Origin of the sequence: Enterobacter quasimori, assembly GCF_018597345.1 — a bacterium.
Taxonomy (GTDB): Bacteria; Pseudomonadota; Gammaproteobacteria; order Enterobacterales; family Enterobacteriaceae; genus Enterobacter; species Enterobacter mori.
Genome location: NZ_JAHEVU010000002.1, coordinates 319,860 through 345,636, shown reverse-complemented (window position 1 = coordinate 345,636; position 25,777 = coordinate 319,860). Strand labels below are relative to the sequence as shown.

Below are 25,777 nucleotides of genomic sequence, written 5' to 3'. Positions count from 1 at the left end.
AAGCAGTCAAGAACGGTTCAGTATAATGGTCTGGTTGCGCCACTCAAGGGAAAAAGTTTCGTGGCATACTATCTATACCCTAAATAATTCGGGTTGCATGACAAAACGCCTATAGCGTTTTGAACAGCGCTTGCGCTGGCCCCGTAGGGGCGAGGCCACAGGCCGAGTCACGTGGCAAAGGAGTGAATCCCCGGGAGCTTACATAAGTAAGTGACCGGGGTGAACGAGTGCAGCCAACGCACAGGCAACTTGAAGTATGACGGGTATATGTGCGGAATAACGAAACCGAGACCCTATGACTTTTACACTTCGCCCCTATCAGCAAGAAGCCGTCGACGCCACCCTCGCCTGGTTCCGCAAACATCGGGAACCGGCAGCCATCGTGCTCCCGACAGGTGCAGGCAAAAGCCTTGTCATCGCCGAGCTGGCGCGTCTGGCTCGCGGGCGCGTGCTGGTGCTGGCGCACGTTAAGGAGCTGGTGGCGCAAAACCATGAAAAATATTGTGCGCTTGGACTCGAGGCCGATATTTTCGCCGCCGGGCTAAAACGCAAAGAGAGTCACGGCAAAGTGGTGTTTGGCAGCGTGCAGTCGGTTGCCCGTAATCTGGATCTGTTTCGCAGCGAGTTTTCCCTGCTGATTGTCGATGAGTGTCACCGCATCAGCGATGACGACGACAGCCAGTATCAGCAAATCCTGACGCATCTCAAAGAGGTGAACCCTCACATACGGCTTCTTGGCCTGACGGCCACGCCGTTTCGTCTGGGGAAAGGCTGGATTTATCACTTCCATTATCACGGCATGGTGCGCGGAGACGCGAAAGCCCTCTTCAGCGACTGCATTTATGAGCTTCCGCTGCGCTACATGATCAAACATGGTTATCTGACGCCGCCGGAGCGGCTGGATATGCCGGTCGTTCAGTACGATTTCAGCCGCCTGCAGGCGCAAAGCAACGGGTTGTTCAGCGAAGCGGATCTTAACCAGGAGCTGAAAAAACAAAAGCGCATTACCCCGCACATCATCAGCCAGATTGAAGAGTTTGCGCAGACGCGCAAAGGGGTGATGATCTTTGCCGCCACCGTTGAGCATGCACGCGAAATCACCGGGTTGTTGCCCGCTGACGACGTGGCGCTGATCACCGGGGAAACGCCCGGCCCGGAGCGCGACGGCCTGATTGAGGCCTTTAAAGCCCAACAGTTCCGCTATCTGGTTAACGTATCGGTATTGACCACCGGCTTTGACGCCCCGCACGTCGACCTGATCGCTATTTTGCGCCCGACCGAATCGGTGAGCCTCTATCAGCAGATTGTCGGCCGCGGTCTGCGTCTCTCGCCGGGAAAAACCGACTGCCTGATTCTGGATTACGCCGGGAATCCGCACGATTTGTATTCCCCTGAAGTCGGTACCCCCAAAGGCAAAAGCGACAACGTGCCGGTTCAGGTGTTTTGTCCGGCCTGCGGGTTTGCCAATACCTTTTGGGGGAAAACGACCGCCGACGGTACGCTGATCGAACACTTTGGCCGCCGCTGTCAGGGCTGGTTTGAAGATGATGACGGGCATCGCGAGCAGTGCGATTTTCGTTTCCGCTTTAAAAACTGTCCGCAGTGCAATGCCGAAAATGATATTGCCGCCCGTCGCTGCCGGGAGTGTGACACGCTCCTGGTCGACCCGGACGACATGCTGAAAGCGGCGCTAAAGCTGAAGGATGCGCTGGTGCTGCGCTGTTCCGGCATGGCCTTACAGCCCGGTGCGGATGAAAAAGGCGAGTGGCTGAAAATCACCTACTACGATGAGGATGGCGCAGACGTCAGCGAGCGTTTCCGGGTGCACACGCCGGCGCAGAGAACGGCTTTCGAGCAGCTCTTTATCCGCCCGCACACCCGCACGCCGGGGGTGCCACTGCGCTGGATAACCGTTGCCGATATCGTGCGCCAGCAGGCGCTGCTGCGCCCCCCGGATTTTGTGGTCGCCCGCAAAAAAGGCCAGTTCTGGCAGGTGCGTGAGAAGGTCTTTGACTATGAAGGACGCTTTCGCCGGGCAAACGAATTGCGCGGTTAACGGGACTTTTCGTTGATGCGCGAGCCATTTGAGTATAAAATGCCGCCCGCTTCACATCCGTGAGGCAGAACACTCACCTGCTGCTGGGTCGCCTGTAGTAGGGTTTTAAATACAGAGAGAAATCAATGTTCACTATCGAAGCAGAAGTACGTAACGTGCAGGGTAAGGGTGCGAGCCGCCGCCTGCGTACCGCTAACAAGTTCCCGGCTATCGTTTACGGTGGCGAAGCTGCTCCAGTTGCAATCGAACTGGATCACGACAAAGTGTGGAACATGCAGACCAAAGCTGAATTCTACAGCGAAGTTCTGACCATCGTTGTTGGCGGTAAAGAAGAAAAAGTGAAAGTTCAGGCTGTTCAGCGTCACGCGTTCAAGCCAAAACTGACTCACATCGACTTCGTTCGCGCGTAATCGCAAACTTGTCGAAAAAAACCCCGCTTCTGCGGGGTTTTTTGTGCCTGCTATTTACCGCCCGAGGTGCGGCGCTGAAGCTGATCGCGCAGATTCGGCGGCGTACCTTTAATGGTCAGCGTATCGGTGGCCGGATCCCAGAAGATACGTTCCCCAAGCAGCATCGCATCAAAGTTGATGGTTAACCCGCCGCCGCTGCCGGCAAATTTGGTGAGCTGACGCAGCGTACTGCGATCCGCCGGGAAGCTCTCTTCCAGTTCATAGCCTTTTTCAGCCGTAAATTCCTGGAAGCTGACTTCGCTCACACCTGCCAGCTCTTTTGACAGTGATTCCAGCTCAATCTCTTCGCCTGCCTGCAGCTGCTCGTTGCAGTAGCTGTAAACCTGCTGACGCACGGTCTGACGCTCGGATTTATCGAGCTGCGCTTCCGCCGTAAAATCATCAACCGCCTGCAGCAGACCTTTGTTCTGCGCTTTGGCGTTCAGACCTTCGCTGGCGCCGAGGAAGTCCATAAAGAAATCCGCCACTTTGCGCCCCACGCGCCCTTTCAGGAAAGTCAGATAGCGGGTCGACTCCGGGTTGGTTTCCCACTCGGTCAAATCGATACGCGCCACGATATCCGCATGGTTGATATCCAGGTAGTGCGTCGAGCTGATGTCCAGCTGCTCGTTCACGCGCATGCTGCTTAAGTTGTTCAGCACGGTTACCAGCAGGTATTCCACCGCCAGGTAACGGTAATGGCAGAACAGGACGATACCGCCATCGGCGAACGGATATTTTGCCAGCTCGTCACGCAGACGTCCGGTTGCGGCACGGCTGAATGCCAGGAAATCCTCTTCACCCTGACGCTGAAGACGCAGGCTGTCCGCCAGTTCGCTCTCTTCGCTGAACAGACCATAGGCTTTATTTTTAGCACTGTAGACGCGGTGCAGCTCCGCCATCATTTCCACAACGGTCGCCGTGGGTTCAAGTAACGAATCGCGCAGCACCACTTCAAGGGTTTGCTCATCACGCTTGATAAGCTGGTGCAAGGCAATCTGGTTGATTTCCAGACTCATGATAAACTCTCCTTTTAGACCGGGCGGTATTCAACCACCACCAGCGCATGTGTGCAACAGAAGATAAAAAAGGGGAAAAAAAGCTGTTGCTACGGTAATATGTCGCCCTTCTCTCAACAAACTGATTTTGATTTATGCCACAACATTCCCGCTACAGTGACGAACACGTTGAACAACTGCTCAGTGAGCTGGTCAACGTACTGGAAAAACATAAAACGCCAACCGATCTCTCCCTGATGGTTTTGGGAAATATGGTTACCAACCTTATCAACACCAGCGTTGCTCCGGCTCAACGTCAGGCGATCGCCAAATCTTTCGCCCAGGCACTACAGTCCTCGGTTAGCGACGACCAGGCACACTAAGGGAAACGAACAACAGTTTATGGTGACGAATCGTCAGCGCTACCGTGAAAAAGTCTCCCAGATGGTCAGCTGGGGGCACTGGTTTGCCCTGTTCAACATTCTGTTGGCGATGGTTCTCGGCTGCCGTTATCTGTTTGTGGCGGACTGGCCAACCACGCTAATCGGACGTGTTTACTCCTGGGTAAGCCTGGTCGGTCACTTTAGCTTTTTGGTATTCGCCACCTATCTGCTCATCCTGTTCCCCCTGACGTTTATCGTCATGTCGCAGCGTCTGATGCGGTTCTTGTCCGCCATCCTTGCGACCGCGGGGATGACGCTTTTGCTGATCGACAGCGAAGTCTTTACCCGTTTCCACCTGCATCTCAACCCTATTGTCTGGGAGCTGGTCATTAACCCCGATCAGAACGAGACCGCACGTGACTGGCAGCTGATGTTTATCAGCGTGCCCATTATTCTTCTGATTGAGATGCTGTTCGCCACCTGGAGCTGGCAGAAGCTGCGAAGCCTCACCCGGCGGCGCCATTACGCGAAGCCCGTTGCCGCGCTCTTTTTCATCTCATTCATCAGTTCGCACCTCATGTACATCTGGGCGGATGCGAACTTCTATCGTCCTATCACCATGCAGCGCGCAAACCTGCCGCTCTCGTATCCGATGACGGCACGTCGTTTCCTTGAGAAACACGGTCTGCTGGATGCGCAGGAGTATCAGCGCCGACTGGTCGAACAAGGTAATCCGGAAGCGGTCAGCGTGCAGTATCCGCTGAGCGATTTGCGCTATCGCGACATGGGCCGCGGGCAAAACGTTCTGCTGATCACCGTTGATGGTCTGAACTATTCGCGCTACGAGAAGCAGATGCCCGCACTGGCGGAGTTCGCGGATAAAAACATCACGTTTACGCAGCATATGAGCTCGGGCAACTCAACCGACGCGGGTATTTTCGGCCTGTTCTATGGGATATCGCCGAGCTACATGGATGGCGTACTCTCTTCACGCACGCCAGCAGCATTGATTACCGGGCTTAACCAGCAGGGGTATCAGCTGGGGCTGTTTGCGTCCGATGGCTTCAACAGTTCGCTGTACCGTCAGGCTCTGCTCTCTGATTTCTCTCTGCCTGCCGCGCAGAGCCAGTCTGACACCCAGACGGCAAACCAGTGGATTAACTGGCTGCAGCGCTACGCTCAGGAAGATAACCGCTGGTTCTCCTGGGTTGCGTTTAACGGCACAACGGATGACAGCAATCAGAAAGGCTTCACCCGTCGTTACGCTCGTGCGGCAGGTGATGTTGATGCACAAATTGCGCGCGTGCTGACCGCCCTGAACGACTCGGGCAAGCTGGACAATACGGTAGTGATTATCACTGCGGGCCATGGCGTACCGCTGGGCGACGATATGGACAGCATGGCCTGGTCACGTCCGAACCTGCATGTGCCGCTGATCGTTCACTGGCCGGGTACCCCTGCGCAGCGCATCAATATGCTTACCGATCATAAAGATGTGATGACCACATTGATGCAGCGCCTGTTGCACGTCAGCACGCCGGCTAACGAGTACTCTCAGGGGCAAGATCTCTTTAGCGCCACTCGTCGTCACAACTGGGTGACTGCCGCAGGCGGGAATACGCTGGCGGTCACGACGCCTGAGCTGACGCTGGTACTGAACAGTAACGGGAGTTATCAGACCTATAACCTGAAGGGCGAGAAGCTGAAGGACCAAAAACCACAGCTCAGCCTGCTGTTGCAGGTTCTGACGGACGAGAAACGCTTTATCGCTAACTGATTAATAATAAACCAGTTAGCGCGTTCTTCCCCTTGCATTCGAAAAGGAATCGAGTAGTATTCCTTTCATGCGTCGGCACGTAGCGCAGCCTGGTAGCGCACCGTCATGGGGTGTCGGGGGTCGGAGGTTCAAATCCTCTCGTGCCGACCAAAACTTTTAAAACCAGCCTTTTACGGCTGGTTTTTTTATTGCAGCGCGTCCGGCGTTTTACGCAGGTAAACCAGCGTAGCCAGGCAAATCACCGCCCCGGCATAAAACGTATATTCTGCGCCAGCCGTTTCCCAGATCGCTCCTGCCCCCACGCTGGCAATAAGCAAGCCAACACCGCTGACCATGCTGAAAATGCCGTAGGCGGTGCCGCGTAAATCCGCTGGGGCGGTTTTCGCGATCATTGCCGCCAACAGTCCCTGCGTCATCCCCATGTGCAAGCCCCACAGCGCAACGCCTAAAATAATCCCGCCCCAGTGGGAACTCAGCGCCAGCACAACGTCGGCACCAATCAATACCACCAATCCCCACTGCAGCAGTCGGGTGTGGCTCATTGAGTCTGAGAGCTTGCCAAAAGGATATGCTGAAAGGAAATAGAGCAGGTTCATGGCCACCATCACCAGGGGGATCAGCGCCAGCGGGACGCCCGACTGCTGCGCGCGAAGCACCAGAAACGCTTCACTGAAACGTGCGAGCGTGAAGATGGCCCCCAGACCAATGACCCACCAGCAGCCTTTGCCGAGGCGCCTGAGGTTCTCTCTTTTGATGGGATTCGTGCGTTTATGCTCGACAGGGGTTTTCGGCTCATGCAGGCCGAAGAAAAGCAGCGCCACGGCGAGCACGCCGGGGATCACCGCGATCCAGAATATGGTGCGAAAGTCGTCGTTCCAAAGCAGCATTAACCCGACAGCCAGCAACGGCCCGAGAAATGCACCAATGGTGTCCATAGACTGACGCAGACCGAACGCCGCACCGCGCAGTTCGGGCGGCGTCACGTCAGCAACCAGCGCATCGCGCGGCGCACCCCGGATCCCCTTCCCTACCCGGTCGATTAAGCGAGCCCCAAGGATCATGCCGGAGGAAGAGGCAATAGCGAACAGCGGTTTACTCAACGCGCCAAGACCGTAGCCCAGCACCGCCAGCCCTTTACGCTTGCCGAGGTAGTCGCTGATTGCGCCGGAAAACACCTTGATAAACAGCGCCGTGGCCTCAGCCAGGCCTTCAATCAAACCAATGAAAATCACGCTGGCACCCAGCGTCGTAACCATAAACAACGGCAGCAGGCTGTGAATGATTTCCGAAGAGATATCCATCAGCATACTGACGCCACCCACAACCCAGACTCCTTTCGGGATCCGGCTGAGCGTTGCAAACCGGGATAACATTGCGCATCTCCTGCTTTCTGTAGAAGCATCTCGTTCGAAACAGAATATCCTGGAAATGCGAATAAATATCATCAGATATAAAAAAAGCCAGCCCGGGGGGCTGGCTTGATTCTCGCCGATAAACGATCAGTGCTTATCGCGTCCGCCCAGGAAGAAAATGCCCAGCGGAATGGCAAGCAGAACGGTGAACACCAGGCTGTAGACGAAGATCATCGCCGACTGCAGGACATACATGCTGGTTGTCCAGGCAGAGAGGGGAATGTTGTACTGTTCGATGACGCCAACAATGGTGGCCCGCCCCACGCATGCGGCAGCAATCATAAACACGACCAGTAGCGCCAGCAGGAACTTACGGCCTTCAGGCGTTTTCAGTTTTGCGCGAACCATCTCTCTTCCCTTTTACAGATGAATAACATTATAGGGGATCTAAAATAACACAAACGCCTGCCGGACTCCATGCCAGCACAAACAACCACATAAATGGCAAATATGTGGTTTATTGCGCTATTGATATTGAAAATGTAAGTAAATAACACCAATCATTTATAATTGATATGTTAACCTGTGCAGGATCGTTTTGACATAAAGGAATGACAATGAAAAACGCACCTAAATTTGCCATCGCACTCATCGCCGCCGCGTGTGTCAGCACCAGTGCTTTCGCCAGCGAAACACCTAAAGAGCAGCCGCTGGAAAAAGTCGCCCCGTATCCGAAAGCGGATAAAGGGATGAAGCGTCAGGTGATCCAGCTGCCGGCACAGCAGGATGAAGCGAATTTCAAAGTGGAGCTGTTAATTGGCAAGACGCTGGAAGTGGACTGCAACCAGCATCGCCTGGGCGGTCAGCTGGAAAGCAAAACGCTGGAAGGCTGGGGTTACGACTACTATGTCTTCGACAAAGTGACGTCCCCGGTTTCCACCATGATGGCGTGTCCGGACGGTAAGAAAGAGAAGAAATTTGTCACCGCGTATCTGGGCGATAACAGCCTGCTGCGCTACAACAGCAAGTTGCCGATCGTGGTCTATACGCCTGAAAGCGTGGAAGTGAAGTATCGCGTGTGGAAGGCCGATGAGACTGTCGGTCAAGCCGTAGTTCGTTAAAAGTCGGGTGGCGGCTTCGCCTAACCCGACCTACAAAACAACACCGAACACAGGCCGGGTAGGCGTCAGCGCCACCCGGCTTTTTTACCTTACAGCGCGATATCCGCAACCGGTTTGTTTTCCGCCTGAGGCTTCAGCTCCGCTTTTGGCGCAGCATCCGCAGCCTGCGGCTTCACGTACTGCAGCTGCAGTACACGGCTGGTGTACTCCAGCTCCTGCTCCGTCGCATCCACGTTACCGTTCAGCTTCGTACCGTATGATGGAATAATGGTTTTCAGCTTCGCCTGCCATTCCGGGCTGGCGACTTTATCTTTAAACACTTTTTCCATCAGGTGCAGCATGATTGGCGCAGCGGTAGACGCACCCGGTGACGCACCCAGCAGCGCTGCAATGGTGCCATCTTTATCGCTCACCACTTCGGTACCCAGACGCAGCACGCCGCCTTCTTTAGGATCGCGCTTGATGATTTGTACGCGCTGACCCGCCTGCCATAAACGCCAGTCTTCTTTCTTCGCCTGCGGGTAGTACTCTTTCAGCGCCTCGAAACGATCGTCATCAGAGAGCATCACCTGGCTAATCAGGTATTTCACCAGATCGAAGTTATCCAGCCCAACGTCCATCATTGGCTTCACGTTAGAGGTGGTGGTTGCGCTGAGCAGATCCCACAGGGAGCCATTTTTCAGGAACTTGGTGGAGAACGTCGCGAACGGCCCGAACAGCACGACGCGTTTACCATCAAGCATACGGGTGTCGATGTGCGGAACGGACATCGGCGGTGCGCCCACGGAAGCCTGACCGTACACTTTCGCCAGATGACGGTTCACCACTTCCGGGTTTTCAGAGACCAGGAACTGGCCGCCGACCGGGAAGCCCGCATAGTCGTCAGCTTCCGGAATACCGGACTCCTGAAGCAGCTTCAGCGCCGCGCCGCCCGCACCGATGAAGACAAATTTCGCCTTAATCACGTGCTCGGCTTCGTTGTTTTTCAGATCCGCAACGGTCACGCTCCAGCTGTTGTCCGCGTTGCGCTTAAAGCCGCGCACTTCGGTGCTGAGCTGCAGATTGAAGTTCTCTTTTTTCTTCAGAGAAGCGACCAGCTGACGGGTAATTTCACCGTAGTTGACGTCGGTACCAATTTCGGTACGGGTCGCCGCTACTTTCTGATTCGGGTCACGACCTTCCATTACCAGCGGCGCCCACTCTTTGATCTGGGCATGATCTTCAGAGTATTTCATCCCGCGGAACAGGGTGCTCTGCTGCAACGCGGCGTAGCGCGCGCGCAGGAAGTTGACGTTCTGGTCGCCCCACACAAAGCTCATGTGCGGTACGGTGTTGATGAAGGAGTGCGGATCGTGCATCACGCCGCTGTTGACCTGGTGTGACCAGAACTGGCGCGAGATCTGGAAGGCTTCGTTGATCTCTACCGCCTTCTCGATACTAATGGAACCGTCCTTTTTCTGCGGCGTATAGTTCAGTTCCATGAGTGCCGAGTGTCCGGTACCGGCGTTGTTCCAGCCGTTAGAGCTCTCCTGCGCCACGCCATCGAGGCGTTCAACCATGGTCATCGACCAGTCCGGCTGCAGTTCGTGCAGATAAGTTCCCAGCGTGGCGCTCATGATACCGCCACCAATTAATAGGACGTCCGTTTCCTGCTCTTTTGGTGCGTCTGCTTTCGCCGCCATTGAGACGGTGTTAAGCCCCACGGCCAGAGAAAAGAGCATGGCAGTCATTTTTTTCATAATTTATGCCTTAGTGTAAAAGTGCTTGATGCGTGGAAATTGCAGGTGAAAAAAGCTGCGGGGGCACGGTAACAACTTTTAAATATTGTTTAAAGGTTACGAAATTATTGTAATTGTGAAATTTAATGATGGATTGTTTGTAGGGGATTACGCTGGCAACTGGCAATCACTGAATTTTGTGGATATTATGCTGTACTTTGTGATCGCGCGCACGGAAGCCTGCCCTAACCAGCGAACTGTTATGTCCTTACCCCATTCAGCTGTATCCCCCGAAGATCGCGTAGCCAACGTGCTGCGTTCCCCTAAGCTGCTGACGCGTGAAATGCTGGCGGGCGTGATTACCGCTCTGGCGCTGATCCCCGAGGTCATCTCATTTTCCGTGGTGGCGGGCGTTGACCCGAAGGTCAGCCTGATCGCCTCCGTGGTGCTGTGTTTTGCCCTGTCTGTACTCGGTGGTCGTCCGGCGATGGTCACGGCCGCGGCCGGTTCCGTGGCGCTGGTCATTGGCCCCATGGTGCATCAGCATGGCGTACAGTACATTCTTCCCGCCGTGCTGATGGCTGGCGTGATTCAGATTCTGTTTGGCGTACTGGGCATGGCAAGACTGATGCGCTTTATTCCCCAGTCGGTCATGACCGGGTTTGTTAACGCCCTGGGCATTTTGATCTTCTTCGCACAGGTGCCGCATTTCTGGAGCCGAAGCCCGCTGATTGTGGGCCTGTTCGTGCTGACGCTGCCGATCGTGCTGTGGGTACCGCGCTATATCAAGAGCATCCCTTCCCCGCTGATTGCGATCGTTGTGCTTACCGTGTTCACCGTTTCAACCGGTCAAATCCTGCCGACCGTGGGCGATGAAGGCTCCATGAGCGGCGGTTTACCGGGTCTTACCGAACTTCTGGTTCCGCTCAATGTGCAGACGCTGAGCATTATCTGGCCGTGCGCGTTGAGCATCGCGTTTGTCGGCCTGCTGGAATCCCTGCTAACGGCAAAGCTGGTGGATGAGCTGACCGCAACGCCGTCAAGTAAACGCCGCGAAAGCATTGGATTAGGCGTCGGCAATATTCTGTCTGGCTTTTATGGCGGCATTGCGGGCTGCGCGATGATCGGACAAACCATCGTCAACGTGGAGATGGGTAAAGGCCGAAGCCGTATTTCAACACTTGCGGCGGGCATCGTGCTGCTGATCCTGGTGACGGCGCTCAGCGAAGTGATGGCCAAAATCCCGATGGCGGTGCTGGCGGGGATCATGGCGATTGTCGCCGTTAAAACCTTCAGCTGGCACAGCCTTCAGCCTGCAACGGTAAAAAATGCCCCGATTGCGGAAACGGTCGTCATGCTGGTCACCGTTGCCGCCACGGTATCAACCGGCAATCTGGCGATTGGGGTGCTGGGGGGAATTATCGTCATGGCACTGCTTCCCGCCCGCATTAAGCGTCGGGCTACAGAAGAAAAATCGTCGCCAGCCCAAGAAAAATAAAGAAACCACCGGTATCGGTGATGGCGGTAATCATCACGCTCGACCCCACCGCGGGGTCGCGCCCCAGTTTGGTCATCGTCAGCGGGATAATCACGCCCATTATCGACGCCACCAGCAGGTTCAGCACCATCGCCAGCATCATCACGCCGCCCAGCGCCATATCGTCGTACAACCACCAGGTGATGCCGCCCATAATCCCGCCCCACACCAGGCCGTTAATGAGCGCGACGCCCATCTCTCTAAAAATGAGCCACGAAAAGTTACCGGGCTGAATATTTTCCAGCGCCAGGGCGCGAACGATCATGGTTATCGTCTGGTTTCCGGTGTTACCGCCAATCCCTGCGACGATCGGCATCAGCGAGGCGAGCGCCACCAGCTGTGAAATAGTGTGCTCAAAGCCGTCAATCACGCGGGAGGCGATAAACGCGGTGCAGAGGTTAATGGCCAGCCACGCCCAGCGGGTTTTGACCGCTTTGCCCACAGACGCATGGACGTCATCTTCGGCGCTGATCCCCCCGAGCGCACGCAGGTCGTTGTCGGTTTCTTCATAGACCACGTCAATGATTTCATCGATGGTCAGACGCCCCATCAGCTTGCCGACGGAGTCCACAACGGCGGCACTCACCAGGTCATCACGTTCGAAGGTACGTGCCGCTTTTTCCGCATCGTCTTCCGGGGAGAAGACCATCGGCTCGTTTTCCATCACCTCGCTCACCTTCCGCTGGGTACTGTTCAGCAGGATGGTTTTCAGCTCCAGCTCGCCGAGCAGCGTTTTGTCCCGGGAGGTGACGAACAGTTTATCGGTGTTGTCCGGCATGCTGCCCAGACGTCGCAAATAGCGCTGCACCGTACCGAGAGTGACGTCCGGACGCACCATGATGACGCCGAACTCCATGATCGCGCCGACGCTATTTTTCTCGTAGTGCATCACCTGACGCACGCGCGCCCGCTCCTCCGCAGGCAGTGACGCCAGCAGGCGACCGGTCAGGTTTCGCGGCAGATGCTGAACCAGATAAATCTGCTCGTCGATATCCAGCGTTTGCAGGGCATCCAGGATATCGCGGTCGCTCATCTCGTCGATCAGGTCATCCCAGACGTTTTCCGACGCCTCTAGCAGCACCTGCCCGCGCTCGTGATCCTGCACCAGCCGCCACAGGGCGTGGCGTTCTTCCGAGGGAAGCGCTTCGAGGGTATCCGCCAGATCCGGCGGGGGTAAATGAGCAACCAGCGCACCTACCTCAGCAATATCGTCGGCTAAGGTGCCGACATCATATTGCTCAGCCAGGGTCAGTTTACCTAATAACGCAGAAGTGACCGCTTTATCGGTCGTGAGAAGCCAGATAAGTCGCGCACGCTCCTGGTCACGCTGTCTGGCGCTGTTTTTCTTTAATACCGACATCAATCATAAATCCATTAAATGAGTTGGCATTAAGCATAGCGCGGGGATATGTAAATAAGAATAAACAACGGGGCGGGATGGGTAAAAAAACAGCGAGGGTGGTTAAAAAAAGTAGGCCGGGTAAGGCGAAGCCGCCCCCCGGCACAATCGCACTCAGGCCGTGCGCGCCACCGCGTCACGCGATGCGGCATCGCGCTCTTCACCGGTCAGCTCGCTCAGCCTGCCGTCGCGCATCTCCAGCAGGCGGTCGGCGTGAATGAAGTAATGATCGTCGTGGCTGATGGCAAAAATGGTTTTGCCCATCTCCTGCATCAGGGGTAGCAGCACCTGATAAAACTCGCGGCGGAAATGCGGGTCCTGATCGGCCGCCCATTCATCCAGCAGGATGATGTCACGCTCTTCCGCCAGGGCCAGCAGCAGCGCCACGCGCTTTTTCTGCCCTTTCGAGAGCTTAAGGTTCAGGATCTTGCCGTCCTGAAGCTCAAGCTTGTGCGACATCTGCAGATGCCCAAGCCATTTCTCCACCAGCGCCGGATTAGCCTGCTGGCCTTCCGGCCCCAGCAGCTGGTCAAACAGCCAGACGTCGGTAAATACCGCCGAGAAAAGCTTGCGGTAGTCTTCCGGCTTCTCTGCGCTCAGCGCCTTACCGTCCAGCAAAATCTCGCCCGACTGCGGCTGATAAAGCCCGGTCAGCAACATCGCCAGCGTGGATTTACCGCTGCCGTTGCCGCCAATCAGGAACAGCAGCTCGCCGCGGTGAATCGTCAGGTTAACCGGCCCCACGGAGAAGGCGTTATCCTGATAGCGGAACGTGACGTTACGCAACTCCAGCATCTGCCAGTTCGGGAAGGCCTGCGGACGCGGGAATTCAGCCTTAAACGGCGCGAGGTCGAACTTCTTCAGCTTGTTAAACGCCACCTGCGCACTCAGCAAGGTGGGCAATGCGCCGACGGCCGAGAGCAGCGGCGTGCGCAAAAACAGCAGCGTCAGCGAGTAGGTTGCCGCCACGTTGGTGTCCGCCCAGCCCAGGCTGTTCGCCATCCAGAACACCAGGCCAATGGCACCCAGCATCATGATGTTCGACCAGTTCACCGCGCTCAGGTGGAAGGTATCGGCGCGAATGATGTGATGCCGGTATTCGCGCGCGTCCGGAATATAGAGATTATTGAAGATATGCTCGGCGCGCTCGCGGTTCAGCGTCAGCTCTTTGCGCCCTTCCAGCACCGTCTGGTAATCGTTGTAAAGTTTATCTTCGGTCTCGCGCAGCACCGCCATGTGTTTGTAAACGCGGGACACCAGCAGGAACCCGCCCCAGATGGTGATGACAATCCACAGCGCGGTTACCGCCAGCATCTTAGTGGAGAGCCAGGCAAGGTAGGCCGCCGAACCGAAGGTCAAAATGATACCCTGCACAAGTTCAGGCAGACGCACAAAGGCGATGGTAATCGCACGCACGTCGCTGGTGAGCCCTGCCAGCAGAGAGGCACTGCCGAGCTGCTCCACGCGCTCAACCTGCGTGTCGAGGATCCGCTTGATGAATTCGCTGCGCAGACGGAAAACGAAGTGGTGGCCGAGCGCGGTCAGGGCCAGCTGTGAACCCAGCGTGACCGCCATCAGCAGCAGCAATAAACCCAGGAATTCCGGCAGAACGGCCAGCGAGGTGTCGACCATTTCAATCAGACGGACGTTGATAAAGGCGATCAGGCCGATACCCAGCGCGGCGCTGGCGAGGCTTAACGCCATCACCGCAATGAAAGGCCAGCGATACTGACGCCAGACAAGAAGAAGTAGTTGCATGCAGAGCAATCCGGACAAGAAAATCAGCCCGCAGTGTAAACTGCCTGGCGTTTACATCAAGAATAATTCTTATTTTTATTCGCCATAAGCCGCCTGACGGAACGTCAGGTTAAAGCGAAACGCCCCCGTTTGCGGGTGAACACCGGGCTTAAGCGGTTGAATCCCGTGATAATAAAGCCTCGACTCGCCACCCCAGACCACCACATCACCGTGCTCCAGCATCAGACGCTTAAGCGGATCGTTACGACGTGATCCGCCAAACTGAAAGACAGCGGGCAGACCCAGAGAGACCGAAACGATTGGCGCGCGCAGATCCGGCTCATCCTTATCCTGATGCAGCGACAGTTTTGCCCCGACGGCATAGCGGTTGATCAGACAGGCATCCGGCTTAAAATCGGCATACCCGGCGGCAACCGCAGCCTCGTGGCAGAGTCGCTGAAACGCATCCGGCATCGGCGGCCACGGCCTGCCGGTTGTGGGATCATTGGGCGCATACAGATAGCCGCGTTCGTTGGTCGCCCAGCCGAGTTGACCGCAGTTGGTCATCGCCACTGACATGGTATAGCCGCCCGGCGTCACCATATGGCGAAACGGCGAGACGGCCGCCACCTCATCAATGCCTGTCAGTAACGCCGCTGCGCGGGGAAGCGCAAAGCGGCGCAGGATCACCGCCCCCGGCGCGAGCGGCTCCTGCCAGGGCTCCGCATCGGCAAAAAGATCGAGCATTATTCCTCCCGGCGACTCGCCTCACGTTTAAGCAATATCGCCTTTCGTGCCGTCCCCCAACGATAACCCGAAAGCGACCCGTCGTTGCGCACTACGCGATGGCAGGGAATGACGATCGCCAGTTTGTTTGCGGCGCAGGCACCTGCCACGGCGCGTACGGCATTGGGTTGCCCCATCGCCTTTGCCACCTGTTGGTAGCTTGCCGTTTCACCACAGGGAATGTTGCGAAGCGCCTGCCAGACCTGCTGCTGAAAAGCCGTTCCGCGGATATCCAGCGGAAGCGCAAGCGGTACCTCGCGGTGATCAATACTGGCGATCACCTGATGGATGCGCTGCGCGAACGGACCTTCAAGCACTTCTCGCTCCGCGCGGGGAAACAGCGTCAACAGCTCCCCTTCTAACGTCGCATCGTCGTCACCCAGCAGGATTGCGCAGATCCCGCGCTCGCTTTCGCCAACCAGACAACGCCCCAGGGAACAGTCGCTGATGGCGTAATGAACCGCGACATCCCCGCTGCGGTACTGCTTCGCCGTCATCCCCAGCGCCTCGTCAGCTTTCCGGTAATAACTGCTGCTATCGGGAAACCCTGCCGCCAGTACCGCGTCGGTAATTTTATCCCCCTGCGCCAGCGCGCTGCGCAGACGGTGTTCCCGCGCGGCCTGCTGCCAGGCTTTAGGCGTCATGCCGGTCACGGATTTAAACAGACGGTGGAAATGGAAAGGACTGCTGCCGACCTTCTGCGCCAGCGCCTCCAGCGTTAACGCCGGATCCTGCTCCAGCAGACGGCAGGCCTGTTCAACCTTCGTCAGCGTCTGCTGATGTGGGTTGAGTTTGTCCGGCATACAGCGTTTGCAGGGGCGAAAGCCGTCCTGAACAGCGTGCTGAGCGTCAGGATAGAAGCGGACATTTTTACGCAGCGCGTGGCGGGCACGACAGGACGGACGGCAATAAATTCCCGTCGTCTGAACCGCAAAAACAAACTGATTATCGGCGCGAGGATCGCGGCCCAGCACGGCTTGCCAGCGATCTTCATCGGTAGTAAAGGTTACGTTTTTCATCATCAGCTCCTCTTACAAGCATAATCCTACCTTGCCCGAGTGCCAGCGAACAAAAACCCGCAATCTTGCTTTTTAATTTTTCTCGCTCACCAGGAAGCCGGTAAACTGCGGCGAGCTCCAGGTTTTGAATCCGTCGCCCTCTTTGGTGATCATGTAGACCGCGAGTTGTTCCTGCCGGGCCACCTCTTTGGCCTTTTCCGGACCGAGCACCATCAGGCCGGTATCCCAGGCGTCTGCTTCCAGTGCCGTCGGCGCGATCACCGTAACGGACACCAGATTATGGGTAATCGGGCGGCCGGTTTGCGGATCGATGACATGCGAAATGCGTTTGCCGTCGAGCTCATAATAGTTGCGATAGCTTCCCGAGGTGCTGATCCCGTGGCCGTTGATATCCACAATCGCCTGCACCGCGTTTTGCCGATCGGTGGGTTTTTGAATGGCCACCCGCCACGGTTTGCCGCTGGCGTTCATCCCCCGGCTGACGAGCGCACCGCCCACCGAGACCAGATAGCGGGAAATGCCTTCCCGCTCCATCAGCGCCGCAAGATGATCTGCCGCATACCCCTCGCCTACCGTGGAGAGATCGACAAAGAGATCGGGAATGTCTTTTTGCAGATATTGTTGACCGTACTGGCTAATGACCGTCAGGTGTTGCAGCCCGGTGCGCGCGCGGGCGTCATCAATCGCCGCCTGGTCAGGCGTGGTCACCGGCTGCTTGTTGGGGCCAAATCCCCACAGATTCACCAGCGGCCCGACGGTCACGTCCATCGCGCCGTTGGTTTTATACCCCACGCGCATCGACTCCGTCACAATATCGGCCATGGCTTCACTCACCGGCCACAGAGAGGTGCTGGTTGAGAGGTTAAAACGCATGAGCGCTGAGTCGTTTTTATAGGTTGAAAGCAGCTGGTCGTCAGCGTCGAGCTGGGACTGAATTTTACCGCGAAGTTCGTCAGCCCGCGCCGTGTCGAGATGCATGACGCTCACGCGCCAGAAGGTGCCCATCGTTTTCCCTTCCAGCACCGTCGCCGCTGGCGCGTCAGTTTGTGCTGAGGGAGCAGGCGCGTCGCACGCAGTCAGGAAAAAAAGCGTCGCCAGAACGCTGGCGCGTAAAAAAGTCATATCCATTCATTATTATCCTCATGCCAGGGCGGCAAGAGTACACCAAAATGGCCTCGTTGTAAGACCCAAAAAAAGGGGCCAGAAGGCCCCTTAGTCACGCAATGAAGCGATTAGAACTGGTAAACCAGACCCAGCGCGACGACATCGTCAGTGCTGATGCCAGCGTTACGAGTGAAGTCGTTTTCATCCAGCAGGTTGATTTTGTAATCAACATAGGTGGACATGTTTTTGTTGAAGTAGTAGGTCGCGCCCACGTCAACATATTTCAGGATATCCTGGTCGCCGTAGCCGTTTTCCAGATCCTTACCTTTAGACTGCAGGTAAGCCACGGATGGACGCAGGCCGAAGTCGAACTGATACTGTGCAACCACTTCGAAGTTCTGTGCTTTGTTAGCCCAGCCCAGATCGCCCGCGCGGGTCGCGTTGTAGGTCTGGGTGTACTGTGCAGCCAGGTAGAGGTTGTTCGCGTCGTATTTCAGACCACCGGTGTAGGTGTCAGCGCGATCGCCGGTACCGAAGCCGATGTCGTTCTGAGAGCTGGTACGTTTAGAGCTGGTCAGCGCAGTACCGATACCGAAGCCTTCGCCCAGATCGTAAGTGATAGAACCACCGTAGCCATCACCGTTCTGACGAAGCTCGTCGCGACCGTTGTTGGTCTGGTCTTCGCCGCTTGCGCTACCGTTTTTACCCTGGTACTGCAGCGCGAAGTTCAGGCCATCAACCAGACCGAAGAAGTCCTGGTTACGGTAGGTCGCGAAGCCATTACCACGCTGCTGCATGAAGTTGTCAGAACCGTAGGTGTCGCCGCCGAATTCTGGCAGAACGTCTGTCCAGGAGGTCACGTCATACACAACACCGTAGTTACGACCGTAATCGAAAGAACCCGCGTCGCCAAATTTCAGACCCGCGAACGCCACACGCGTCCAGGAGTTGTTTTCGTTTTCGCCGGAGTTACCCTGAATCTGGTATTCCCACTGGCCGTAACCGGTCAGCTGGTCATTAACCTGAGTTTCGCCCTTGAAGCCAAGACGCATGTAGGTCTGGTCGCCGTCAACGCTGTCGTCATCAGAGAAATAGTGCAGACCATCAACTTTACCGTACAGATCTAATTTGTTGCCGTCTTTGTTATAAATTTCAGCCGCATTTGCTGCGCCTGCTACCAGCAGTGCTGGTACCAGGAGGGACAGTACTTTAACTTTCATTTTATTAACCCTCTGTTATATGCCTTATTATTACCACTGCTTACTGATTAACCCTCTTAACCAGTCGGCAACTTCATTCTCCTCAAAAATACAGAATAATCCAACGAGAATATGATACGAAAACTTTTAAGATGTTTCATTTATCTATCAAGATGTTTCAATTTGTAAATATCAAGGAACTTTTACAAAGCACGCAGGGGTTAAAAATATAGCACCAATAATCAAAACAGCAAAAAAGCAACTTAAAATCAGTGCATTAGATAAAAACCCGTGACAGCACTGAATGATAAAACAAAACAAGCCAATATCACTAAAATAACTCTCGCTATCATCATTAACTTTATTTATTACCGTCATTCAGTTTTGAATGTCTGTTTATCCCTAATTGAACCGAATGCCGAGCGTTCGGTTTTTTTTTACCTTTCTTTACGTAATTATATTTTTCTTGTGCTACCGCCCCGAAATCGTAACGACTATTAACTAAATCGGCCCCTGACCCTTCGCAGACCCGCATCATTTCTACAAAACTCAATTTCTTGTTTATTCGTGCTATTCCTGAAGAGATGTTAACTTATATTTATACATCCCGCCGTCATTTGTACATATTTTACGCACCGTGCACTGTGGACATTCTCAGTGGAAAAAGTCCGTCATTCTCAGACCATGACGCTGGAAATTCAGGTTTTACCCTTTATACTGCCGTATCCCCTTAAAGCACGGCCATCACGGGTTAAAGATATCAATGAGTCAGACTGAAACTACCGCCCTGAGCAAATTCTCCCTCCTTCCGGGGAGCATAACCCGTTTCTTTCTTCTATTGATCGTTGTGCTGTTGGTCACGATGGGGGTCATGGTTCAAAGTGCGGTCAATGCCTGGCTGAAGGACAAGAGTTACCAGATCGTTGATATCACCCATGCGGTACACAAACGGATCGACACATGGCGCTATGCGACCTGGCAGATCTACGACAACATTGCCGCCGCGCCCGCCACCAACACCGGGGAAGGGTTACAGGAGACACGCCTAAAGCAGGATGTGTATTACCTGGAAAAACCTCAGCGTAAGACAGAAGCCCTGATTTTCGGGTCGCATGACAGCGCAACGCTTGAGATGACGCAGCGCATTTCAACCTATCTTGATACTCTCTGGGGCGCAGAGACCGTGCCCTGGTCGATGTACTACCTGAACGGTCAGGACAACAGCATGATCCTGATCTCTACCCTGCCGCTCAAAGACCTCTCATCCGGCTTTAAAGAGACGACGGTAGGCAGCATTGTGGATTCACGTCGCGCAGAAATGTTGCAGCAAGCCAACGCCCTCGATGAGCGCGAGAGTTTCTCCTCTTTGCGTCGGCTGGCCTGGCAAAATGGGCATTACTTTACGCTGCGCACGACGTTTAACCAGCCGGGACACCTCGCAACCGTGGTGGCGTTCGATCTGCCGATCAATGACCTGATCCCACCGGACATGGCGCTGGACAGCTTCCGCCTGGAGCCTGACAACAGCACGCAAAACCTGCGCAACCCGCCGGATAAAGAAGGGGCAGAGAGTGTCTCTATTTCATTTAACGGCTCAAAAATTGAAATTGCGTCATCGTTAAATTCAACCGGCATGCGTCTGGTGTGGCAGGTGCCGTTTGGCACCTTGCTGCTTGATACATTGCAAAACATTCTGCTGCCGCTGCTGCTGAACATCGGTCTGCTGGCGCTGGCGCTGTTTGGCTACAGCACGTTCCGCTTCCAGACGGGACGTCAGAGTGACGCCTCTGCGGTATCTGCGGGCACCAGTAATGAACTTCGCGTATTGCGCGCCCTGAATGAAGAGATTATTTCGGTCCTGCCGCTCGGGGTGCTTGTTCACGATCAGGAAGCCAACCGCACGGTGATGAGCAACAAGATTGCCGATCACCTTCTGCCCCACCTCAACCTGCAGAACATCACGGCGATGGCGGACCAGCACCAGGGGGTGATTCAGGCGACCATTAATAACGAGCTGTATGAGATCCGTCAGTTCAGCAGCCAGGTTGCATCCCGTACGCAAATCTTTGTTATTCGCGATCAGGACCGTGAAGTGCTGGTGAACAAAAAGCTCAAGCAGGCGCAGCGACTTTACGAGAAAAACCAGCATGGCCGCACGGCGTTTATGCAAAATATTGGCGATGCATTCAAACAGCCGCTAAAAACGCTGGCCGCTCAGGCTGCGGGTCTGAATACGCCAGAAGGCCAGCAGTTGACGAGCCAGGCCGAGTCGCTGGTACGTATGGTCGACGAAATCCAGCTTGCAAACATGCTGGAAAATGACATCTGGAAAGGCACCCCAACGCTCTTTTCTATCCAGGATCTGATCGATGAAGTGGTTCCCGAGGTGCTCCCGGTCATTAAGCGAAAAGGGCTGCAGCTGCTGATCAACAACCACCTACCGGCGAATGACGAGCGCCATGGCGATCGCGAAGCGCTGCGTCGGATCCTGCTGATGCTGATTCAGTATTCGGTCACGACCACCCAGATCGGCAAGATCACGCTCGAAGTCAGCACCGACGAATCGACGGAGGATCGCCTGACGTTCCGTATTCTGGACACGGGTGAAGGCGTCACCGTAAGTGAAATTGATAATCTGCACTTCCCGTTCCTGAACGACACCCAGAGTGACCACTACGGCAAAGCGAACGCCCTCACCTTCTGGCTGTGCGATCAGCTGGCACGTAAACTGGGCGGCCATCTGAATATCAAGGCGCGTGAATCCCTCGGTACACGCTACTCGCTGCATGTCAAAATGGCGGCGAATCCGCAGGAAGAAGATGAAGAACGCCTGCTGGATGATGTGGTGGTGATGGTTGATGTGACCTCAAACGAGATCCGCAATATCGTGGTTCGCCAGTTAGAAAACTGGGGTGCGGCCTGCATCACGCCGGACGAAAGGCTTGCGAGTCAAGAATTTGATCTATTTTTAACTGATAATCCGTCTAATCTTACTGCCACAGGCTTGCTTTTAAGCGATGATGAGTCAGGCGTGCGAAAAATCGGCCCAGGCCAGCTGCGCGTCAACTTTAATATAAGCAATGCGATGCAGGAAGCTGTACTACAACTTATAGAAGAGCAACTGGCGCAGGAAGAGATAGCGGAATCACCGTTAGGCGGCAATGAAAATGCCGAGCTCCACGCCAGCGGATACTATTCACTCTTTGTTGATACAGTACCAGATGATGTTAAGCGGTTGTATACTGAGTCCGCTGCGAATGATTTTGCAGCGCTGGCACAGACAGCACACCGGCTTAAAGGGGTGTTTGCCATGCTTAATCTGGTTCCCGGCAAGCAGTTATGTGAAACGCTGGAACATCTAATTCGTGAGAAAGATGCCTCTGGCATTGAAAAATACATCAGCGACATTGACGCCTATGTCAAGAGCTTGCTGTAGCAAGGTAGCCTTATACATGAACAATATGAACGTAATTATTGCCGATGACCATCCGATTGTACTGTTCGGTATTCGCAAATCACTTGAACAGATCGAGTGGGTGAATGTAGTCGGTGAATTTGAAGACTCTACAGCACTGATCAATAACCTTCCTAAACTTGATGCACACGTGCTCATTACCGACCTGTCCATGCCTGGAGACAAATACGGTGATGGGATCACGCTCATCAAATACATTAAACGTCACTTCCCGGACATCTCGATCATCGTTCTGACCATGAACAACAACCCGGCGATCCTGAGCGCAGTGTTGGATCTGGATATCGAAGGGATTGTGCTGAAGCAGGGTGCACCAACCGACCTGCCAAAAGCGCTGGCAGCGCTGCAGAAAGGCAAGAAATTCACGCCTGAGAGCGTCTCTCGTCTGCTGGAAAAAATCAGCGCGGGTGGCTATGGCGACAAGCGCCTGTCTCCAAAAGAGAGCGAAGTTCTGCGTCTCTTCGCAGAAGGTTTCCTGGTAACCGAGATTGCCAAGAAGCTGAACCGCAGTATTAAAACCATCAGCAGCCAGAAGAAATCAGCAATGATGAAGCTGGGTGTGGACAATGATATTGCGCTGCTCAACTATCTCTCGTCCGTGACGCTGAGCGCAACGGATAAGGATTGATCCCGGGCAGGTGTGCGGCCTGATGCCCTCACCCCGCCCCTCTCCCACAGGGAGAGGGTGAAAAACGTAAAAGGCCCTCGCGGGCCTTTTTTATATTCTGGTTTTTCTCACGCGATCCGCATAAATCGACAATGTCTGTTTCAGCACGTCCAGCGTCACCGGTTTCGACAGGCAGCTGTCCATGCCGGACTCCAGGCAGCGCTGCTTCTCTTCAGCCAGGGCGTTAGCCGTCACGCCAACGACCGGCAGCGTCAGGCCAAGCTGGCGAATGCGCTGCGTCAGACGGTAGCCGTCCATGTTTGGCATATTCACGTCGCTCAGCACGATATCAATATGGTTTTTACTCAGCACGTTCAGCGCATCGACGCCGTCGTTGGCGGTTTTACACTGATATCCGAGCGAGCCAAGCTGGTCGGCCAGCAGGCGGCGGTTGATCGGATGGTCGTCCACCACCAGAATCATCATATCGTCATTCACCGACGCCAGCGCATCCGGTGACGGCAGTGCCGTTGCGCCATCGCTGTCTTCAAGCTGTACGCTGTAAATGCGCGCCAGTAGCCCTAACAGCTCATGCGGGGTTGCCACGCTGTGCACCCATTCCCCCGGCGCGCGCTCCAGCGGAATACCGATGTGGCGACGGCAGAACATGATCACCCCTCTTCCCGGCCACGCCTGTTCCGGCATGTCGTCAGCGATCAGCATATCGTCCACGTCCGGGGTCTGTCCTTCATATCGGCATACCCGTACGCCGCTGTGGTTAAGCAGCGCCGTCAGATAATCATTGAGCGAAGCGTTATGCACCGCCAGCCAGCAGCGCTTGTCGCTCAGCCCATCGACCGTCGTTTTAGCCGGATACTGCGCCGAGTAGAGCGGAATACGGATGGTGAACTGGCTTCCCATGCCCGGCTCGGTGTCAACCGAGATATCCCCGTCCATCATGCTGATGAGCTTTTCACAAATCGCCAGCCCCAGCCCGGTACCCTGGAAGTTGCGCTGCACGCCCGTCCCGACCTGGAAGAACGGGTCGAACAGACGGACCACCTCCTTCGCCGGGATGCCCACGCCCGTATCACGCACGCGGATAGTCAGATAGTCCCCTACGCGGCATACGTGCAGCACAATACAGCCGATATCGGTAAATTTGATGGCGTTGCTCAACAGGTTAGATATGACCTGCTGCAGGCGCATCGGATCGCCGTGCAGCGTCAGCGGCACGTCCGGTTCGATAAAGCAGTACAGTCCCAGCTGTTTACGCACCACCAGCGGCAGATAGTTGGCGCTAATATGGTTCATGACCTCGCGCGGGGAAAACTCGCGCGGCTCGATTTTCAGCTGCTCTGACTCAATTTTTGAGAAATCGAGAATATCGCTGATGATTTTCAGCAGCAGGCTCGAAGAGTTGTTCATCGCCGTGACCAGGCGATCAACCCCTTTCGGCAGCTCTTTCGTCTGCAGCAGATCCAGGTTACCGATGATCCCGTAAAGCGGCGTGCGCAGCTCGTGGCTGACGGTAGCAAGGAACATCGATTTCGACTGGCTGGCCTGCTCGGCGGCCTGCGCCATCTCCTGAAGCGACTCTTCCATTTTCACGCGCGCGGAAACATCCACCAGCACGCAAATGGCCACGTTTTCATTGCGATAGCGCGAATGCACGAAGCTGATCTGCAGGTTGGTGTGGGTGCTCGTCAGCACGTCCACAAAGTTTACCTGCTGCCCGCAGATAATCTGCGTCAGCCGCTGCCTGTCCTCATGCGTCAGCATGTTCAGGTAGTTATGCGCCAGCTCGTTACTGAGGATGTTGGTGCCGTCCTGGGTGCGCAGGATACAGATCCCCACCGGCGCAGAGGCGACAATCTTACGGTTAAACTGCTCATGTTCTTCGAGACGCTGGGCGTCTGCCTCTGCCGGAATAAATATCCGCCGCTCATACATGCGTGCCAGCATAAACAGCGCCACGCCCACCGCGATATTCAGCAAAATGGCGTTGAGGATCAGGATGCGAATGCGTTCAAGCACCATATCCACCGGCACCGAATAGACAATGCTGAGCGACGAAGGCGGCAGACTTTTCTTCAACACCAGCTCGCGGAAACCGGAGGTATAGCCAAACCACGACCGCTCCTGCATCCAGTGTGGATCAACGTTCAAACGGTTATCCGGCCCGGCGAGAGAGATCAGAGAATGACCGTTTTCATCGAGAATGGTCACCCCCATCGGCAGACTGCCCGGGGTGAAGAAGTTTTCCATACGGATGGTTTGTTCAATGCCCAGCAGCGCCTGCAGGCGGTTGCCCAGATACACCGGCGTCAGGGCATAGAAATAGCCCACGCCCGTGCGCGGGCCCTGGCTAATCCAGAAGATGTTATTCCCGCGCTCGTCCTGCGGCGCATTGCGGTATTTCACAATACGCTCATGCAGGCTTTTCAGCGCGTCATCGCGCTCTACGGGCATGTCGCGCAGGCCAAAATCGGCCATGCAGAGATTTTCGCTGCCAATAAGATAGACGCGGTTCAGGTCATAGGCCGCGGAGAAGTTGTCACGCCAGTAGCGCATAAACCACGCCAGCGATTCCAGCGAGCCGCGCCAGGTGCTGCCCATTGCGGAGCAGTCAGAGTCCGGGAACAGGGGCTCAAAGTCGGGCACTTCGGTTTTATCATTGCGCCCACGAATGGCAAGAATACCGTTTTCCGCCGTCAGGCGATTCTCGGCAATGTACTTCAGCTCCTTCATGACGTCAGAGGTGCGCTGAATGTAGCGCTGGGCCTGATCGGAGCTGAGATTAAACTCCTGGCGGATCTCCGCTTCTTTCTGGTGTAGCGCATTAACGATGAAAAACACCGAGAACAGAGCCACCAGCAACCAAAGCAGTAGCGCCAGCGCCCGGAACAGATAGCGAGAGACTTTCAGCGTGGTACGAAAGGAGACGAGGTATTTCAAAGGGGCGAGGCTCCGCCATCGGGGTCAAAAAGAATGTGGTTAAGGTAGCGGTAAACGCGGCTTGTCGCAACGTTCACTTGTCTGCTTGTGCAAAAGAAAAGG

General features: G+C 55.3%; 19 protein-coding genes and 1 tRNA gene. 9 read left to right on the top strand and 11 right to left on the bottom strand.

Annotated features, from left to right (window positions below; all coding sequences use genetic code 11):
* Positions 1–295: 295 nt before the first annotated feature.
* Positions 296–2,056: a DNA repair helicase RadD gene (gene radD, locus KK102_RS10025; protein WP_216357488.1), complete on the top strand. Its 1,761-nt coding sequence runs from the start codon at positions 296–298 to the stop codon at positions 2,054–2,056.
* A 125-nt stretch (positions 2,057–2,181) separates the two neighbouring features.
* Entirely contained in the window at positions 2,182–2,466 is a 285-nt protein-coding gene (gene rplY, locus KK102_RS10020; protein WP_003859376.1) for a 50S ribosomal protein L25, read from the top strand.
* Positions 2,467–2,516: 50 nt separating this feature from the next.
* Here rplY and yejK read toward each other — a convergent pair whose 3' ends face one another.
* Positions 2,517–3,524 (bottom strand): nucleoid-associated protein YejK, encoded by a 1,008-nt coding sequence (gene yejK, locus KK102_RS10015; protein ID WP_008500957.1) that lies wholly within the window; start codon positions 3,522–3,524, stop codon positions 2,517–2,519.
* A gap of 134 nt (positions 3,525–3,658) precedes the next feature.
* Between yejK and KK102_RS10010 the strand changes: the two genes are divergently transcribed.
* The 3 genes from KK102_RS10010 to KK102_RS10000 all read left to right on the top strand — a co-directional run bounded on the left by KK102_RS10010 (position 3,659) and on the right by KK102_RS10000 (position 5,813).
* The gene (locus KK102_RS10010) at positions 3,659–3,886 is read left to right on the top strand and encodes a YejL family protein (protein ID WP_001135586.1); all 228 of its coding nucleotides are present in this window, start codon (positions 3,659–3,661) and stop codon (positions 3,884–3,886) included.
* A gap of 19 nt (positions 3,887–3,905) precedes the next feature.
* On the top strand, positions 3,906–5,663 hold the full coding sequence (yejM, locus tag KK102_RS10005; RefSeq protein ID WP_216357487.1) for an LPS biosynthesis-modulating metalloenzyme YejM: 1,758 nt from the start codon (positions 3,906–3,908) through the stop codon (positions 5,661–5,663).
* Positions 5,664–5,736: 73 nt separating this feature from the next.
* Positions 5,737–5,813: transfer RNA gene (locus KK102_RS10000), tRNA-Pro, on the top strand.
* 35 nt (positions 5,814–5,848) lie between these two features.
* Here the strand turns inward: KK102_RS10000 and KK102_RS09995 are convergent.
* A complete protein-coding gene (locus KK102_RS09995; RefSeq protein ID WP_126544401.1) occupies positions 5,849–7,036 on the bottom strand; it encodes an MFS transporter in 1,188 nt (395 codons plus the stop codon).
* A gap of 126 nt (positions 7,037–7,162) precedes the next feature.
* Positions 7,163–7,423 carry a DUF2534 family protein gene (locus tag KK102_RS09990; protein ID WP_010433451.1) on the bottom strand — a complete coding sequence of 87 codons (261 nt, stop codon included), beginning with the start codon at positions 7,421–7,423 and terminating at the stop codon, positions 7,163–7,165.
* 209 nt (positions 7,424–7,632) lie between these two features.
* Here KK102_RS09990 and eco point away from each other — a divergent pair, with 209 nt between their 5' ends.
* On the top strand, positions 7,633–8,136 hold the full coding sequence (gene eco / locus KK102_RS09985) for a serine protease inhibitor ecotin (RefSeq protein WP_126544400.1): 504 nt from the start codon (positions 7,633–7,635) through the stop codon (positions 8,134–8,136).
* 89 nt (positions 8,137–8,225) lie between these two features.
* Here eco and mqo read toward each other — a convergent pair whose 3' ends face one another.
* The gene (mqo, locus tag KK102_RS09980; RefSeq protein WP_089597942.1) at positions 8,226–9,875 is read right to left on the bottom strand and encodes a malate dehydrogenase (quinone); all 1,650 of its coding nucleotides are present in this window, start codon (positions 9,873–9,875) and stop codon (positions 8,226–8,228) included.
* Between the two features lie 187 nt (positions 9,876–10,062).
* Between mqo and KK102_RS09975 the strand changes: the two genes are divergently transcribed.
* On the top strand, positions 10,063–11,352 hold the full coding sequence (locus KK102_RS09975; RefSeq protein WP_216357675.1) for a SulP family inorganic anion transporter: 1,290 nt from the start codon (positions 10,063–10,065) through the stop codon (positions 11,350–11,352).
* Here the strand turns inward: KK102_RS09975 and mgtE are convergent.
* The 6 genes from mgtE to KK102_RS09945 all read right to left on the bottom strand — a co-directional run bounded on the left by mgtE (position 11,315) and on the right by KK102_RS09945 (position 18,656).
* Positions 11,315–12,751, bottom strand: coding sequence for a magnesium transporter (gene mgtE, locus KK102_RS09970; protein WP_126544398.1), 1,437 nt, complete (start codon positions 12,749–12,751; stop codon positions 11,315–11,317). The genes KK102_RS09975 and mgtE overlap by 38 nt on opposite strands.
* Positions 12,752–12,904: 153 nt before the next feature.
* A complete protein-coding gene (locus tag KK102_RS09965) occupies positions 12,905–14,548 on the bottom strand; it encodes a multidrug ABC transporter permease/ATP-binding protein (RefSeq protein ID WP_216357486.1) in 1,644 nt (547 codons plus the stop codon).
* Between the two features lie 75 nt (positions 14,549–14,623).
* Positions 14,624–15,274: a DNA oxidative demethylase AlkB gene (gene alkB, locus KK102_RS09960; protein WP_216357485.1), complete on the bottom strand. Its 651-nt coding sequence runs from the start codon at positions 15,272–15,274 to the stop codon at positions 14,624–14,626.
* A complete protein-coding gene (gene ada / locus KK102_RS09955; protein ID WP_216357484.1) occupies positions 15,274–16,332 on the bottom strand; it encodes a bifunctional DNA-binding transcriptional regulator/O6-methylguanine-DNA methyltransferase Ada in 1,059 nt (352 codons plus the stop codon). The genes alkB and ada overlap by 1 nt, the downstream gene beginning before the upstream one ends.
* 72 nt (positions 16,333–16,404) lie before the next feature.
* Positions 16,405–17,460: an FAD:protein FMN transferase ApbE gene (gene apbE, locus KK102_RS09950; protein WP_126544395.1), complete on the bottom strand. Its 1,056-nt coding sequence runs from the start codon at positions 17,458–17,460 to the stop codon at positions 16,405–16,407.
* Between the two features lie 104 nt (positions 17,461–17,564).
* On the bottom strand, positions 17,565–18,656 hold the full coding sequence (locus tag KK102_RS09945; RefSeq protein WP_126544394.1) for a porin OmpC: 1,092 nt from the start codon (positions 18,654–18,656) through the stop codon (positions 17,565–17,567).
* 742 nt (positions 18,657–19,398) lie between these two features.
* Here KK102_RS09945 and rcsD point away from each other — a divergent pair.
* Both rcsD and rcsB read left to right on the top strand, forming a co-directional pair.
* Positions 19,399–22,071 (top strand): phosphotransferase RcsD, encoded by a 2,673-nt coding sequence (gene rcsD / locus KK102_RS09940; RefSeq protein ID WP_216357483.1) that lies wholly within the window; start codon positions 19,399–19,401, stop codon positions 22,069–22,071.
* A 16-nt stretch (positions 22,072–22,087) separates the two neighbouring features.
* Positions 22,088–22,738, top strand: a complete 651-nt coding sequence (gene rcsB, locus KK102_RS09935; RefSeq protein WP_003859405.1) for a response regulator transcription factor RcsB — start codon at positions 22,088–22,090, stop codon at positions 22,736–22,738.
* Positions 22,739–22,828: 90 nt separating this feature from the next.
* On the opposite strand, the gene rcsC is transcribed toward rcsB, so the two are convergent.
* Positions 22,829–25,675, bottom strand: a complete 2,847-nt coding sequence (gene rcsC, locus KK102_RS09930) for a two-component system sensor histidine kinase RcsC (RefSeq protein ID WP_089597935.1) — start codon at positions 25,673–25,675, stop codon at positions 22,829–22,831.
* Between the last annotated feature and the right edge of the window lie 102 nt (positions 25,676–25,777).

Bases quoted from the DNA above. Each gene is read 5' to 3' on its own strand.
- apbE (WP_126544395.1), bottom strand. From the start codon at position 17,460: ATGGATATGACTTTTTTACGCGCCAGCGTTCTGGCGACGCTTTTTTTC.
- alkB (WP_216357485.1), bottom strand. From the start codon at position 15,274: ATGCTCGATCTTTTTGCCGATGCGGAGCCCTGGCAGGAGCCGCTCGCG.
- yejM (WP_216357487.1), top strand. From the start codon at position 3,906: ATGGTGACGAATCGTCAGCGCTACCGTGAAAAAGTCTCCCAGATGGTC.
- eco (WP_126544400.1), top strand. From the start codon at position 7,633: ATGAAAAACGCACCTAAATTTGCCATCGCACTCATCGCCGCCGCGTGT.
- KK102_RS09945 (WP_126544394.1), bottom strand. From the start codon at position 18,656: ATGAAAGTTAAAGTACTGTCCCTCCTGGTACCAGCACTGCTGGTAGCA.
- mqo (WP_089597942.1), bottom strand. From the start codon at position 9,875: ATGAAAAAAATGACTGCCATGCTCTTTTCTCTGGCCGTGGGGCTTAAC.
- KK102_RS09975 (WP_216357675.1), top strand. From the start codon at position 10,063: ATGCTGTACTTTGTGATCGCGCGCACGGAAGCCTGCCCTAACCAGCGA.
- KK102_RS09995 (WP_126544401.1), bottom strand. From the start codon at position 7,036: ATGTTATCCCGGTTTGCAACGCTCAGCCGGATCCCGAAAGGAGTCTGG.
- KK102_RS10010 (WP_001135586.1), top strand. From the start codon at position 3,659: ATGCCACAACATTCCCGCTACAGTGACGAACACGTTGAACAACTGCTC.
- rplY (WP_003859376.1), top strand. From the start codon at position 2,182: ATGTTCACTATCGAAGCAGAAGTACGTAACGTGCAGGGTAAGGGTGCG.
- rcsD (WP_216357483.1), top strand. From the start codon at position 19,399: ATGAGTCAGACTGAAACTACCGCCCTGAGCAAATTCTCCCTCCTTCCG.
- radD (WP_216357488.1), top strand. From the start codon at position 296: ATGACTTTTACACTTCGCCCCTATCAGCAAGAAGCCGTCGACGCCACC.
- KK102_RS09990 (WP_010433451.1), bottom strand. From the start codon at position 7,423: ATGGTTCGCGCAAAACTGAAAACGCCTGAAGGCCGTAAGTTCCTGCTG.
- ada (WP_216357484.1), bottom strand. From the start codon at position 16,332: ATGAAAAACGTAACCTTTACTACCGATGAAGATCGCTGGCAAGCCGTG.
- yejK (WP_008500957.1), bottom strand. From the start codon at position 3,524: ATGAGTCTGGAAATCAACCAGATTGCCTTGCACCAGCTTATCAAGCGT.
- rcsB (WP_003859405.1), top strand. From the start codon at position 22,088: ATGAACAATATGAACGTAATTATTGCCGATGACCATCCGATTGTACTG.
- KK102_RS09965 (WP_216357486.1), bottom strand. From the start codon at position 14,548: ATGCAACTACTTCTTCTTGTCTGGCGTCAGTATCGCTGGCCTTTCATT.
- mgtE (WP_126544398.1), bottom strand. From the start codon at position 12,751: ATGTCGGTATTAAAGAAAAACAGCGCCAGACAGCGTGACCAGGAGCGT.